This is a genomic window from Kribbella sp. CCNWLW201 (genome assembly GCF_037203805.1).
Taxonomy (GTDB): domain Bacteria; phylum Actinomycetota; class Actinomycetes; order Propionibacteriales; family Kribbellaceae; genus Kribbella.
The window spans coordinates 164296-177993 of the sequence record NZ_JBBCBQ010000010.1; the positions used below are offsets into that span (position 1 = coordinate 164296).

The window sequence follows — 13698 nt, forward strand, 5'->3', positions numbered from 1 at the left end:
CCATGGAGCTCAACCGCCGCCAGGTCCTGAAGCTCGCCGGCCTCGGCATCGCCCTGCCCAGCGCATCCTCCCTGCTGTCCGCCTGTTCCAACGACTCCTCCAGCGGCAGTTCCGGCGACGGGAGCGTCAAGTTCGAGGGCTGGGACTACGAGGCCGCTCTGGTCCAGAAGAACCTCGACCGATTCACCCAGCAGAACAACATCAAGGTCAACTACACCCCGATCACGAGTGCGCAGTACGTCCAGAAGGTCGTTGCCGAGTTCACCGGTGGCGGCGGCCCGGACGCCCTCTACGTGTACGACGACTCGCTCGCTGCCTGGGTCGAGGGCGACTACCTGCAGCCGCTGGACGGGATGCCCGGTGTCGACGAGGTGTACGACGCGATCTACCCGGGCAACGCGACAGCGATGACGTACCAGGGCAAGCGCTACGGCCTGCCGTACTACACCGACGCCAACTCGCTCACGTACAACTCGGAGATCCTGGCCAAGGCCGGTATCACCAAGGCGCCGGCCAGCCTCGAGGAGCTGGAAGCGCAGGCGCTGAAGATCAAGAACGCCGGCCTGCTCGAGTACCCGATCGGCGTGCCCGCGCAGCTGTCGGACACCTGGTGGTCGTGGGTCTGGGCGCTGGTGTTCGCCAGCGGCGGCAACATGTTCGACGACCAGCAGAACCCGATCATGAACACCAGCGACACCGTGGTGAAGGACGTCTTCGCCTGGCTGCAGCAGGCGGCGAACAAGTCGAAGGTGATCGACCCGGCCTGCCTGCAGTTGCTGCCGGTCCCGATCGACAACGCGATGAAGGCGGCCCGGTACGCGTACACGATCGGCGCCCGCTACGCGAACCGCGACTACAACGACCCGACCAAGTCGAAGGCGGCCGGCAAGATCAAGATGGCGCTCGTCCCGAGCCTCGACGGCCAGGTGCACGGCACCGTCAGCAACACCCGGCTGTACGGGCTGGCGAAGGACACCGAGGTCAAGGACAACGCGTTCAAGCTGCTCACCTATCTCGGCGGGTTCGACGCGGACAAGAAGCCGTACACCGCGCGCTTCTGGTTCCTCGAGCGCGGCCTCGGCTTCGCCTACAAGTCGATGGCGAGTGACCCCGAGATCGTCGCGTCGCTGAAGAAGTTCGCCGACCCGGCCGTCTACGCCCAGCTGGCCGAGATCGCCAAACCCCGCAACGTCCTGGGCGTCGCCTGGTACACCGAGTTCGAGACCGAGATGCACAAGGTCGTGCAGGGCGTGCTGAGCAACCAGACCCAGCCGTCCGCGGCGGTCGCCAGCCTGGCGCAGACCGCCGAAACCCTGAAGAAGAAGTACTCCTGAGGATGAGTGTCCTCACCGAACGACGGCCGCTGGGCGACAACGCGAAGGCTTGGGCGCTGAACGCGCCGGCCATGATCGTGATCGCCCTGCTGGTCGCCTATCCGATCATCTACTCGTTCTGGGTCAGCCTGCAGCGCAACAACCTGAAGCGGCCGCGGGCGAAGAAGTTCATCGGTTTCGACAACTACAAGGCGCTGCTCAGCGACCAGGCGTTCCTGTCCGCGCTGAAGGTGTCGGCGCTGTTCGTGCTGGTGGTGCTCGGGCTGACCGTCGTACTGGCGCTGATCCTGGCGCTGGTGCTGAACGAGCGGTTCCGCGGGCGCGGGTTGCTGCTCAGCCTGGCTTTGTTGCCCTGGGCAATGCCCGGGGTGGTGAACGGCTTGATGTGGCGGACCATCTTCGACGCGAAGACCGGTGCGCTGAACGGCCTGCTCACCCAGCTCGGGTTGATCGACAGCTACCACGCCTGGCTGACGTCGGGGACGGGTGCGTTCCTGTTCACCGCGCTGGCGCAGGTGTGGAACACGTTGCCGTTCTCGGTCATCATTCTGCTTGCAGGATTGTCGACAATCCCGTCCGAGCTGTACGACGCCGCGACCGTCGACCGCGCCGGTGCGTTGCAGCGGTTCGGCCAGGTGACGCTGCCGTGGTTGCTGCATCCGCTGCTGATTGTGCTGATCCTCGAGACGATGAACGCGTTCCGGGCGTTCGACACCATCTACGTGCTGACCGGTGGTGGTCCCGGGGACGCGACCACCACCATCGCCCTGCTCGACGTGCAGACCGTGCTCACCTTCACCGACTTCGGCCTCGGCAGCGCCTACGCGTGGGTGATCACCGCGATCACGCTGCTGATCTCGGTCGGGTACATCGGCCTGCTGTACCGAAAGGGGAACTTCGAGGTATGACCGCCACTGTGAGCCCGCCTGCCACGACGGGCGCCTCCACCACCCCGACCGTCGTCAAGATCCCGCTGCGGTATCGCATTCCGTGGAAGAAGATCGTCCTGTACGTGCTGGCGATCGCGTTCGCGCTGTATCTGGTGCTGCCGTTCTACTGGATCGTCGCGATGAGCTTCATGCACGAGGTGGACGCGATCTCGGTGCCGCCGCACTGGATCCCGACCAGCCCGACGCTGGAGAACTACCTCGGCTTCATCAGGCCCACCGAGGCCCAGGCCTTGGTCGGTGGGCGGGCGATCGAGGAAACGCCGTACTCGCTGCGGAACAGTCTGATTGTCGCCACGTCGACGGCCGTGCTGAACCTGGCGCTGGCGACGTTCGCGGCGTACTCGTTCAGCCGGCTGAAGTTCCGCGGCAGTCAGGTGCTGCTGGTGCTCTACCTGCTCACCCGGATGGTGCCGGGGATCGCGATCATCATCCCGTTCTACCTGCTGATGCGGACGTTCGGGCTGCTGGACACCTATCTGGCGCTGATCCTGTCGTACACCACGTTCGCGCTGCCGATCACGATCTGGATCCTGAAGGACTTCTTCCGGTCGGTGCCACGCGAACTGGAGGAGGCGGCCCGGGTCGATCGGTGCGGCTGGTTCCGGACCATGTGGTCGGTGTTCCTGCCGGTCGCCGCGCCGGGGCTGGTCGCGGCCGCGGTGTTCGCGTTCATGACGGCGTGGAACGAGTTCATGTTCGCGCTGTTCCTGACCAGTACGAAGGCCGCGAAGACGATCCCGGTGGTGGCGGCGAACTTCGCCACCGACTTCAACACCCAGTTCACCGTGATGGCCGCGGCCGGCGTGCTCGCGGTCGTCCCACCCCTGGTACTGGCTCTGCTCTTCCAGCGCAAGCTGGTCCAGGGCATGGCCGCCGGATCCGTGAAGGGCTGACAGATGGCAGAGGTACGACTCGAAGGCATCACCAAGTCGTTCGGCGGCAAGGTCGCCGTGAACGACCTGAACCTGACCATCGAGGATCAGGAGTTCCTCACCCTGGTCGGTCCGTCCGGTTGTGGAAAGTCGACAACCCTACGCATGATCTGCGGCCTGGAACGGGCCACCGAGGGCAACATCTTCTTCGACGGCAAGCCGGTCAGCTGGCTGCCGGCGAACAAGCGGGACGTCGCGATGGTGTTCCAGAGCTACGCCCTCTACCCGCACAAGACGGTCCGGCAGAACATCGGCTTCGCGCTCAAGATGATGCGGGTGCCGAAGGCAACGATCGCCGAGCAGGTGCTGCAGGCCGCCCGGACGCTCGACATCGAGGATCTGCTGGACCGCAAGCCGCGCGAGCTGTCCGGTGGCCAACGGCAACGAGTCGCGCTCGGTCGCGCGATCGTCCGGGATGCGGGTGCGTACCTGCTCGACGAACCGCTGTCCAACCTGGACGCGCAACTGCGGGTGCTGATGCGGGCCGAGATCAAGCGCCTGCACGTCGACGTCGCCCGGACCTTCATCTACGTCACCCACGACCAGGTCGAGGCGATGACGATGTCGGACCGGATCGCGGTCATGCGCGACGGCATCGTCCAGCAGTGCGCGACGCCGGAGGAGATCTACGAACGACCGGCCAACCGGTTCGTCGCGTCGTTCATGGGTTCGCCGCCGATGAACTTCGTCACCGGCGAACTGGCCGACGTCGACGGTAAGCGGTCGTTCCGCAGCAGCGCGATCACGCAGGACATTCGCCTGTACGACGCTCTGCCTGACGACCCGGCCGTCGTTCTCGGGGTCCGGCCCGAGGACGTGTCGTTGTCGCCGGAGCCGCTGCCGGGGTATCGGCCGGGGAAGGTGTTCGTGTCCGAGCCGCTCGGTCCCGACGTCCTCGTCACGGTCCGGATCGACGGCGAGCTGATCAAGGCACGGGTGCCGACGCCGTTCCGGCTCGGTCACGACAGCACGGTGCACGTCGGGTTCAACCCCGATCGCCTGCATCTGTTCGCAGCCTCGGATGGCGTCGCTCTCCAAGCCCCGCAACCCGCGTAAGCACAGCAGCTCTTGAAAGCACGCGTTCGCGTGGAGGCAGGTCGGCCGCGTGCATGGACCGAGTCGAGAGGAATGCCCTTGAGAGACCCCGAGAACGCGACCGTCGAGGTCGAACGGCCGGCCGACTTCGACGACTTCTGGGCAGCCGGCCTGGCGGACTGTGCGTCGTACCCGCTGGACCCGGTGCTCACCGAACTGCCGGCGCTGTCGACAGACAAGGTGATTGTCTACGATCTGCGCTACACGAGCTTCGGCGGTCTGCGGATCGCCGGCTGGTACACGGTCCCGCGCGACCTGCCGGCGCCGTACCCGGCCCTCGTCACGATTCCGGGCTACATCTCCGAGCCGACGATCCCGAAGGAGTGGTCCGAGCTCGGGTACGCGGCGCTGGCCGTGGCCCCGCGCGGGAAGCTTCGGTCGAACAGCCTGTTCAACCCGGGCTACCCGGGATTGCTGACGCACAACATCGTCGACCACAACACGTATGGGTACCGCGGGTTCTACCTGGATGTGGTGCGCGCCGTCGACGTATTGCTCGATCGTCCAGAAGTCGACAATCAGAGGATCGGCTTGCAGGGGTCGAGCCAGGGCGGTGGGCTCGGGATCTCCACGGCCGCGCTGCGTCCTGACGCGATCGCGTGCGTTGCGGCCGGTGCGCCGTACCTCTGCGGGATCATGACCGCGCCGACGCTGACCCGGTCGTACCCGTACGAGGAGATCAACGAGTATCTGCGGGTGCATCCGAAGGATGTCGACCGGGTGCGGGAGACGGTCGCGTACTACGACGGGCTCAACTTCGCGCCGAATGTCCAGGCGCCGACGCTGTTGTATCTCGGGCTCGAGGACGACGTGTGTCCGCCGGAGACCGGGTTCGCGCTGCAGCGGGTGCTGACCTGCGAGACGACGCTGCACACCTTCCCGCACTGTGCACATCACGCCGGGCTGCCAGGCGTGATGCGGATCGTGGAGGACTTCCTTGCCGACCACCTGAAGCCGGGACGGTACTGATGGACTTCGACAGCTACTGGGCCGCGGTTGATGCCGAGTTGGCCGCCATTCCTGCGCGACCGGTGCTCGACGTGGTGCCGGCTCGGACAACTGACGAGTCGACGAGTTACACCGTGCGCCTCACGAGCGCGGGTCCGTATCGGGTCTTCGGTCATCTGAGCATCCCGACCGGGGACGGGCCGTTCCCGGCGTTGCTGCACACACCGCGGTACGGGAGTGTCAACCACGTCCCGCATCCCAACGACAGAAGCCGGTACGTCGTCTTCGGTCTGATGCACCGTGGTCAGCGCCTGGCCGACGAAGGGTTCTCGGCGTCGTACCCAGGATTGTTGACAATGGACATCGACGATCCGGCGTCGTACATCTATCGCGGGATCGCGGCGGACTGCCTGCGGGCGGCCGAGTTCCTGATGGGCCTGGCGGAAGTGGATCCGGCTCGGGTTGCGGTGAGTGGGGACGATCTCGCTGTGCTGACGGCTGCGCGGCGGCCCGGGTTCACCGCCGTACGCGTGTCGGAGCTGCTGTTCTACCGGGCGCTCGAGGCACGGCTGCGGTCGAGTCTGTATCCGTTAGAGGAGCTCAATGATCACCTCCGCGCCGGGTCTTCGCCGGAGGTCGTCGAGCGGACGCTGTCGTACTTCGATCCGGTCCGCCACGCGCCGGCGGTGAGTGCCCGAACATTGTTGGCTGTCGACAATCCGCACTGGTCTGCTCCGCTGGTCGAGGCCTTTCCGGCGGCGAGCGTCTATCAGCTCACGCACCTGGACGGCACGGACAACGACTACTTGGACGCCTGGCTGGCCAACCTGTCCGGCGTACCACCGATGTCGAGATTCCTGGTCGGATGAGCAGGCGGCTCGGGGTGGGGCGATGACGAATCCGCTCGGGGTGCGGCCCGTCATCAACGCGTCCGCCACGTTGACCGCGCTGGGTGGTTCGCTGATGGCGCCGCCCGCGATCAAGGCGATGGTCGACGCGGCCGCGCATTTCGTCGATCTGCACGAGTTGCACACGCGGGTCGGCGAGCGGTTGGCCGCGCTGACCCGCAACGAGGCCGCGTACGTGACCTCGGGTGCCGCGGCCGGCATCACCCTCACCGTCGCAGCCTGCGTCGCCGAACCTGGGCAGGCGTTCCCGGTCGACTCCGAGGTGGTGATGTTCGCGAGTCAACGCAACGGCTACGACTACGCCGCCCGCCTCACCGGCGCCCGAATCACCGAGCTCGGCCCATCCATCGAGGAACTGCGAGCAGCCCTGGTACGACGCCCCGCCTGCGTACTGTGGTTCGCCGGCGCCCACTACGCCGCCGGTGCACTACCGGTGGAAGACGTCATCCCGGTTACCAAGCAGTTCGGTGTACCGGTGATCGTGGATGCGGCGGCTCAGATCCCGCCGGCCTCGTCGCTGTGGCGTTTCACCAGCGAAGCCGGCGCCGACGCGGTGATCTTCAGTGGAGGCAAAGGGTTGCGCGGTCCACAGTCCAGCGGGTTGGTGCTCGGGCGACGGTGGATTGTCGACAAGTGCCGTGCGCATGCTTCGCCGTACCAGGAGATCGGGCGCGGGATGAAGGTGGGCAAGGAAGAACTGCTGGGGTTGCTCGCCGCGGTCGAGTGGACGCTGGAGCAGGACGAGGAGGCGGTGCTCGCTGCCTACGAGCAGATTGTCGACAGGTGGGTTGTCGGATTGCAGAATCTGCCGGGTGTGACAGCCGAGCGTGGGTACCCGAGTGAGGCCGGGCAGCCGCATGGCCGTGCGGTTGTCCGATTGTCTACAACCTGCGGCTGGACGCGCGACGAGCTGATCGCGGCGCTGTGGGACGGCGATCCGCGGATTGCGGTGGGCGTGATCGGAGTGGGAGACGATGAGATTGCGTTGAGTCCGCAGACGTTGGAGGCGGGGGAGGATGTGGTGGTTCTCGATGCGCTGGTCAGGCTTCTAAGCTCTGGGAATGGCGAGCAAGCCGGACGAGACGCGTGACGGGGTACCGCTGACCAATCTGGATCAGCCGCTGTTCGACGATGCCGACGCGACCAAGCGGGATCTGGTCGACTATCTGGACGCCGTCCACGAGCGGATCCTGCCCGAGTTGCGGGACCGGCCGCTATCGGTGATCCGGATCCGGCCGGGACAGCCGGCTTTCATGCAGAAGAACGTTCCGAAGTACACGCCCGAGTGGGTGAAGACGGTCTCGCTGTGGGCGGAAGCGTCCAAGCGAGAGGTGTCGTACGCCCTCTGCGACGACCGCCGGACGCTGTTGTGGTTCGCGAACCAGCGCGCCGTCGAGTACCACCCGACCCTGATGCGCGCCGAGCGTTGGGATCGCATCACCCATCTCGTGCTCGACCTGGATCCGCCGGAGGGCGAGACGTTCGCGATGGCGGTGCAGGCGGCCTTCCTGGTCCGGCAGGCACTCGCCGACGCCGGGCTGTCGGGGGCGGTCAAGACGAGTGGAGCGAAGGGCGTGCACGTCTTCGTGCCGATCGACGAGTCGGTCTCCATCGAGGACGCGGCGGCCGCGACCCGGGCGATAGCGGCGCGGGCTGAGCGCATCGACCCGGACGTCGCCACGACGGCGTACATCAAGGAGGACCGGCACGGGAAGGTCTTCGTCGACTCGACCCGTTCGGGTGGAGCGACTGTGGTCGCGGCGTACAGCCCACGCGTCCGTCCCGGTACGCCGGTCTCCTTCCCGGTCGGCTGGGACGACCTCGACCGAGTCACCCCACGCGACTTCACCATCCGCACCGCACCCGCCCTCCTCGGCGACGCAGACCGCTGGGCCGACCAGCTACCTGAACCTCAATCCCTCCCCGAGGACCTCCTCGAAGAAGGCCGCGCCATCCCCATCGCCCGAGTAGTCGCCATGCACGAAGGCAAACGCCGCAAACGAGCCGCCCAAGCCGCCGAGAAGTCCACCCCAGAGGACTGAGGAGCCTCAGGTCTCGGGAGTTGGGGTTAGGTCTAGGGCTCGGTGGCGGATGTCGGGGGTCGGGTGGTTGCGTAGGGCAATGAGGAGTTGGCGCCAGGGGGTTGGCCAGCCGGCTCGAGGGGCTGCGGTTGAGAGGAGGGCGTGGGCCAGGAGGCCGGAAGGCAGGTCGTCGGCCTGGGTCAGGGACTCGGCGATATCGAGGAGATCCGCCGGGGTCCAGGTTGACTCGGTGGCTGTCAGGCGGTCGCGGAGCAGGTCGGCGGCGGTCAGGGCGGCGATCGGCTGATTGTGGACGATGCGACGGAGGTCAGCCAGTTCTGCCGCCAGGTGCGAGGTCTGCAAGGCGGTGATAGTCAGCCGCAGCCGGAGGTGCAGGAAGTCTTGGCCGGTCAGCTCGCTGGCCACCTGCTTAAGGATCTGACGGACCTGCTCTGATCGCCCACTCAGCGAAGTAGTCAGCCGCTGCACCAGGACCGACAGCCGCTGACGGGCCGGGTGATCGCGGTCAGCGGTCGCGTTCGGCAGATCGGGGTCGTCTTCGAGCCGGACCAGCATCCGTACGACGTCGACGAGTTCGTCCAGGCCGTCGGCAGGGTTCGTCGCGACGATCCCTACAAGAGCCGTGATCGCATCGCCCCAGATCCGATTGCGGATTGTCAGATTGCTGACAAAGTCCGCGCACACCCGAGCAGCAGCACGGTTGTAGCGAGCCCACTGCCGCAACGCGAGCACCGCCGGCCCCACCACCTCGGGCTCGCTCCTGGTGGTGACCGCGATCAACAGGTCCGCATACCGCGACCGATAGGCGAGAGGTACGTCGTACGCGGACCGCTGTGTCAGCACGACCGCTGTCGCAGCAGAATCGTGCACAGCCTGCTCCAGCACCGCCCACGCGGCCGGGTCGTACAGGAGGTGCTGCGACACGGTGCTAGCGATGGCAGCCCGCACATCCCGATGCGCACGCGGCCAGGCCTCAGTCAGTACGGCGCCCGCGCCCGCTGCACGCAGTTCGCCGAGCAGCCGGACCGCCTCCTTCCGGGACGTGATCTTGGCGCTGTCACCAGCCAGCACCGGCTGCAACAGGCCAGGCAGCAGACTCGCCCGCATGAACCGGGCGGCACGTGCGGCGGCGTACACGGCGACGCGCGCACGATCGTCACCCGCATGCGCGAGCAGCAACGGCATAGCGAGGTCAGGCCGATCGGTCCACGCCAGCCCGGCGAGCGCAGCCTCCTGCAGCAGTACGTCGTCATCCTGAAGGAACGGCTCTACCGCAGCACGACCAACCCCCGGTACGCGACCGAGCGACTTGACCGCGAGGGCTCGGTACCACGTGTGCATGCGGTCGTCCCGGGCCAACTCGACGAGCAGATCGGCGTACCGGGCCTGCTGTCGTGGCAGCCACCGGCGGAGCGCGTAGTCGGGGACCAGCCAGGAGGTGCCGCTGAGTTCGAAGCGGCGGATGCGATCCGCGGCGGCGAGCACGGGGTCGAGCAGGTCGGTGTGGTGCTCGGTGACGAGCCACCACACCGGGTGCGAGCGAGCCATCGTGACGTCATTGTCGACAATCCGACGAAGCCGGTCGTATCGGGTCCGCGGCGGGTCCAGCCAGTACCTGCAAGCCTGGTCGGCGACGTGCTCCTGGTCAGACCAGACCGCCTGCTCCAGCACTCCGTGCAAATGCTCCAGAGCCCAGCCGCGACGACCCAAAGCCGCGGCCACTGTGAACGCGAGCGAGAACTCGTCGCGCTTGGCCGCGGCCTCGATCGCCGGCCGCAGCGCCTCATAGACCTCCACCTCTCGTCCACGCGGCAGACCGTCGACCAGCCGCTCCAAGTCGATCCGGCCCCGGTTCTCCGACAGCCGCGCATGCGCCTGCAAACCCCAGTCCAGCAATGCGGGTCGGTTGCCCAGGGCACCTTGTACGACGGCGTGCTCCGCCAGTGTGGTGAGCGCCCGCCGGGTCGCCCACGACGTGTCCCGCGCCTCGAGCGCGACGGTCAGCAGCGTCTCGAGCGGAGCAGTCAGCGCGTCGGTGAGGAGAGTCGGTGACACCTCGGCGACGGCCTGGGCGACGTTGAGGCGTACGACGTCCTGATCGTTGCGCACCCGATCGACAGCCCAAGTGAGCGCCCGCGAGAGCTGATCCGGTCGTCTCGAATAGCCAGCCGAGCGGATGATCGCCTGGTACACCGACGTCCGGACGCCAGCATCGGGATCGCGCGTGTCCGGCTCGAGTGCGGCGAACGCCTCCTCGTAGGGGAGGTGACCGGTGATGCCCCGACGGAGCGAGCCGGCCTCGCGGATCTTCGGCAGGGTCAGGATGCGGCGCGCCTGTTCGATGCGCACTGTGTGCGGCAGCACCCGGAGAAGCGCTGAGCTGAGAGATGCCTGACTGAGGTCGACGTCGCGCGTCACTGCTTCGAAAATCGAAGTACGTCGTGACGGCGCCAGAACGTGCAAGAGATCTGTCAGATCCGGCCAGAGCAGACGGCCGAGCGCGGTCAGGTCGTCGTCGGAGTACCTGTGCAGGCGGCGGCGGAACCCGGGCGTGAGCGCCTTCCAGACGACTGTCTGCCGGTCAGGCGCCAGCAAGATATCGAGTACGCCGGCCGGATCGCGATCGGTGAGGCGGCCGAGGATGTCGAGCACCGCGACCGGGAGATCGTGCGCCGGAATCGCCTGCTTGATCAACGCCATCACGGCCGATGGGTCGTGGTCGAGCGCAGCGGTGACACCGTGGCCGACGCCTTGCCACCACTCGTCCCGATCCTCACCGGACGGCAGGGTCCGCGTGGCAAATGCGAGCACCTCGTCGGGGTGGTTCGCGGCCAGACGACGCCACGCGCCCGGTGCCACGCAGTACGCCAACTCAGGCAGCAGGCGGGCGATGGTCGCGCGATCGGTGGCTTCGAGCAGACCGACCGCAGCCACATCACCCCAGCGGGCCCGGTGCTCGTCGATCAGGCGGGTGGCGAGATGCTCGCGCCGCGTCCGTCGTACCAGGGAAACGAGCTTCGATCGCAGTACGGCGGGTGCGTCGTCGTACAGGATCCGCAGGTCGTCGTCCGACACCGGAACGCCACGCGCGACCGCCGCCAGCGCCCGGGACTGAACCGCCGGCTCCGGGTCACGCAGCAGCCTGGTGATGTACGACGTATCCCGCGCGACCTCTGCGATCTGGATCCCGATGGTCCGCTCGAACGCGTCACCCCGGCCGAGCTCATCGAGCAGTCCGGTCAGCTCCTGCGCGCGATCGGAGAGCAGCCGCACCCGTTGTCCGTACGAGAGCCCGTCGATCGACCGCAGTAGCTCACTCGCACGCATGCGCCAATCTTGCCTAGCGCAGGTGTCAGTCAGCTCGGAAGGGTCGCGTCCAGGAGGAGTACGGCGGCTTCGCGGGCGCGGAGGGCGGGGTCAGGGGAGCCGGAGATGGCGGAGCGGGTGATGGCGCCTTCGCTGAGGAGGATCAGGTGGTCGGCGAGGCGCTCGGGGTCGGGGGCGCCGGCCGCTTTCGACAGGTCGGTCAACGCCTGACGGAAGCCTTCCTTGTGTTGCAGGGCGAGTTCGGCGACGCGTGGTGAGACGGTGCCGAGCTCGCCGAAGGAGTTGATGAACGCGCAGCCGCGGTAGTCCCGCTGGCGGAACCAGTCGTGCAGAAAGTCGAACACGGCCAGGATGCGGTCGCGCGGATCCGTCGCCGCGTCGACGTGCTCGGCGAGCATCGACTTCCACAGCGCGTCGCGGCGGTCCAGATACGCCTCGATCAGCGCGTCCTTCGACGGGAAGAGCTGGTAGAGGCGCTTCAGTGAGACGCCGGACGCCGTCCGGATCGCGTCCATCCCAACCGCCTGTACGCCGCGCTCGTAGAACAACTCGTCCGCCGCGTCCAGCACCTGCCGCTGGGCGGTCGCCGTGTCGATCGCCATCTGTTCCTCCCAGTGATCCACGCCACCTTGCGCGGAGAACCATCGTTCTCCTAGAGTACAGGACATCGGGGAGAACGCTCGTTCTCACCAACTGACCGGAGGAGATTCCGATGACTGTGCTCGAGCCCGCTGCCCAGGCCTTCGCCGACGCGACCGCCAACCCGCCGTACCTGTTCCAGCTGCCGCCCGCCGAGGGGCGGAAGCTGGTCGACGAGGTGCAGACCACCGACTACGCGAAGCTCGACGTCGACGAGGAGTGGGTGACCGCGGCCGACGGTACGAAGGCGCGCGTCGTGAAGCCGGCCGGTGCGACCGGCGTACTGCCCGTCATCCTCTACATCCATGGCGCCGGCTGGGTGTTCGGCAACGCGCATACCCACGACCGGCTGGTCCGAGAGCTCGCCGTCGGCGCGGGTGCTGCGGTGGTATTCCCGGAGTACGACCTGTCGCCGGAGGTCCGCTACCCGCACGCGCTCGAGCAGAACTACGCGGTCGCCCGGTGGATCATTGCCTCAGGCAAGGACCACGGGCTGGACGCGACCAGGCTCGCGATCGCGGGGGACTCGGTCGGCGGCAACATGACGGCCGCGGTGACGTTGCTCGCCAAGGAGCGTGGCGACGTGAAGTTCGTCCAGCAGGTGCTGTTCTACCCGGTCACCGACGCGTCTTTCGACACGGCGTCGTACAAGCAGTTCGCCGAGGGCTACTTCCTTCAGCGCGAGGGCATGAAGTGGTTCTGGGATCAGTACACGACCGACGAGAGCGAGCGGAACCAGATCACCGCGTCCCCGTTGCGCGCCACCACCGACCAACTGGCCGGACTGCCGCCGGCGCTGGTCATCACCGGCGAGGCTGACGTCCTGCGCGACGAGGGTGAGGCGTACGCCGCCAAGCTCCTCGAGGCCGGTGTGCCGACGACCGCCGTACGGTTCGCCGCGATCATCCACGACTTCGTCATGCTGGACGCGCTGCGCGACACCTACGCCGCCAACGCTGCGATCAACCTGGCGATCTCGACTCTGCGGACCGCGCTCAACTGACCCGCTCGAGTTCGGCGAACGCGTCGGCGAGTTTGGGCAGGGTGTAGTGCGCGTTGAGTCCGCTCGGGTTCGGCAGGATCCAGACGCGCGTGTCACCGATCATCCGGTCCTGTTTGCCCATCCGCGCCGTACGTTCCGCGAAAGCATCTCGGTACGCCGTGACGCCGACGACGGCAAGCCATTCCGGTTGGTAGTGGAGAACCTTCTTGACCAGGTTCTCCCCACCGGTGACGTATTCCGCGCGGGTCAGTTCGTCGGCCCGCGCGGACGGACGATCGACGACGTTGGTGATCCCGAGGCTGTAGGTCAGCAACTCTTTCTGTTCGGCCGGCTTTAGTTGCCGGGATGTGAATCCACTCAGGTGAAGCGCCGGCCAGAAGCGGTTCCCGGGCCGCGCGAAATGGTGCCCGGTCTCCGCCGACATCAGGCCGGGATTGATTCCGCAGAACAGCACCCGCAATCCGCTGTCGATCACATCTGGGATCCCTTGCATGGGCGACACACTACCGCGTCAACCCAG

12 protein-coding genes are annotated in these 13698 nt (G+C 67.0%); 9 read left to right on the forward strand and 3 right to left on the reverse strand.

Annotation, left to right across the window (positions count from 1 at the left end; genetic code table 11):
- Positions 1–2: 2 nt before the first annotated feature.
- The 8 genes from V9K99_RS33440 to ligD all read left to right on the forward strand — a co-directional run bounded on the left by V9K99_RS33440 (position 3) and on the right by ligD (position 8209).
- Positions 3–1334, forward strand: coding sequence for an extracellular solute-binding protein (locus V9K99_RS33440; RefSeq protein WP_337323811.1), 1332 nt, complete (start codon positions 3–5; stop codon positions 1332–1334).
- Positions 1335–1336: 2 nt separating this feature from the next.
- Entirely contained in the window at positions 1337–2242 is a 906-nt protein-coding gene (locus V9K99_RS33445) for a carbohydrate ABC transporter permease (RefSeq protein ID WP_337323810.1), read from the forward strand.
- On the forward strand, positions 2239–3177 hold the full coding sequence (locus V9K99_RS33450) for a carbohydrate ABC transporter permease (RefSeq protein ID WP_337323809.1): 939 nt from the start codon (positions 2239–2241) through the stop codon (positions 3175–3177). The genes V9K99_RS33445 and V9K99_RS33450 overlap by 4 nt, the downstream gene beginning before the upstream one ends.
- Positions 3178–3180: 3 nt before the next feature.
- Positions 3181–4272 (forward strand): ABC transporter ATP-binding protein, encoded by a 1092-nt coding sequence (locus V9K99_RS33455; protein ID WP_337323808.1) that lies wholly within the window; start codon positions 3181–3183, stop codon positions 4270–4272.
- Between the two features lie 78 nt (positions 4273–4350).
- Entirely contained in the window at positions 4351–5280 is a 930-nt protein-coding gene (locus V9K99_RS33460; RefSeq protein ID WP_337323807.1) for an acetylxylan esterase, read from the forward strand.
- The gene (locus V9K99_RS33465; protein ID WP_337323806.1) at positions 5280–6128 is read left to right on the forward strand and encodes an acetylxylan esterase; all 849 of its coding nucleotides are present in this window, start codon (positions 5280–5282) and stop codon (positions 6126–6128) included. The genes V9K99_RS33460 and V9K99_RS33465 overlap by 1 nt, the downstream gene beginning before the upstream one ends.
- A gap of 22 nt (positions 6129–6150) precedes the next feature.
- The gene (locus tag V9K99_RS33470) at positions 6151–7257 is read left to right on the forward strand and encodes an aminotransferase class V-fold PLP-dependent enzyme (protein ID WP_337323805.1); all 1107 of its coding nucleotides are present in this window, start codon (positions 6151–6153) and stop codon (positions 7255–7257) included.
- Complete coding sequence (gene ligD, locus V9K99_RS33475; protein WP_337323804.1) at positions 7229–8209, forward strand: non-homologous end-joining DNA ligase; 981 nt, start codon at positions 7229–7231, stop codon at positions 8207–8209. The genes V9K99_RS33470 and ligD overlap by 29 nt, the downstream gene beginning before the upstream one ends.
- 6 nt (positions 8210–8215) lie before the next feature.
- On the opposite strand, the gene V9K99_RS33480 is transcribed toward ligD, so the two are convergent.
- Together V9K99_RS33480 and V9K99_RS33485 are read right to left on the reverse strand one after the other, a co-directional pair.
- Positions 8216–11536: a hypothetical protein gene (locus V9K99_RS33480; protein WP_337323803.1), complete on the reverse strand. Its 3321-nt coding sequence runs from the start codon at positions 11534–11536 to the stop codon at positions 8216–8218.
- 29 nt (positions 11537–11565) lie between these two features.
- Positions 11566–12138: a TetR/AcrR family transcriptional regulator gene (locus V9K99_RS33485; protein ID WP_337323802.1), complete on the reverse strand. Its 573-nt coding sequence runs from the start codon at positions 12136–12138 to the stop codon at positions 11566–11568.
- A gap of 110 nt (positions 12139–12248) precedes the next feature.
- Between V9K99_RS33485 and V9K99_RS33490 the strand changes: the two genes are divergently transcribed.
- The gene (locus V9K99_RS33490; protein ID WP_337323801.1) at positions 12249–13178 is read left to right on the forward strand and encodes an alpha/beta hydrolase; all 930 of its coding nucleotides are present in this window, start codon (positions 12249–12251) and stop codon (positions 13176–13178) included.
- Here V9K99_RS33490 and mug read toward each other — a convergent pair.
- The gene (gene mug / locus V9K99_RS33495; protein ID WP_337323800.1) at positions 13171–13671 is read right to left on the reverse strand and encodes a G/U mismatch-specific DNA glycosylase; all 501 of its coding nucleotides are present in this window, start codon (positions 13669–13671) and stop codon (positions 13171–13173) included. The two genes, V9K99_RS33490 and mug, sit on opposite strands and share 8 nt — an antisense overlap.
- Positions 13672–13698: the final 27 nt, after the last annotated feature.

Excerpts from the sequence above, each read along its gene's own strand:
- V9K99_RS33440 (WP_337323811.1), top strand. The coding sequence starts at position 3 with ATGGAGCTCAACCGCCGCCAGGTCCTGAAGCTCGCCGGCCTCGGCATC.
- V9K99_RS33445 (WP_337323810.1), top strand. The coding sequence starts at position 1,337 with ATGAGTGTCCTCACCGAACGACGGCCGCTGGGCGACAACGCGAAGGCT.
- V9K99_RS33450 (WP_337323809.1), top strand. The coding sequence starts at position 2,239 with ATGACCGCCACTGTGAGCCCGCCTGCCACGACGGGCGCCTCCACCACC.
- V9K99_RS33455 (WP_337323808.1), top strand. The coding sequence starts at position 3,181 with ATGGCAGAGGTACGACTCGAAGGCATCACCAAGTCGTTCGGCGGCAAG.
- V9K99_RS33465 (WP_337323806.1), top strand. The coding sequence starts at position 5,280 with ATGGACTTCGACAGCTACTGGGCCGCGGTTGATGCCGAGTTGGCCGCC.
- V9K99_RS33470 (WP_337323805.1), top strand. The coding sequence starts at position 6,151 with ATGACGAATCCGCTCGGGGTGCGGCCCGTCATCAACGCGTCCGCCACG.
- ligD (WP_337323804.1), top strand. The coding sequence starts at position 7,229 with ATGGCGAGCAAGCCGGACGAGACGCGTGACGGGGTACCGCTGACCAAT.
- V9K99_RS33480 (WP_337323803.1), bottom strand. The coding sequence starts at position 11,536 with ATGCGTGCGAGTGAGCTACTGCGGTCGATCGACGGGCTCTCGTACGGA.
- V9K99_RS33485 (WP_337323802.1), bottom strand. The coding sequence starts at position 12,138 with ATGGCGATCGACACGGCGACCGCCCAGCGGCAGGTGCTGGACGCGGCG.
- V9K99_RS33490 (WP_337323801.1), top strand. The coding sequence starts at position 12,249 with ATGACTGTGCTCGAGCCCGCTGCCCAGGCCTTCGCCGACGCGACCGCC.
- mug (WP_337323800.1), bottom strand. The coding sequence starts at position 13,671 with ATGCAAGGGATCCCAGATGTGATCGACAGCGGATTGCGGGTGCTGTTC.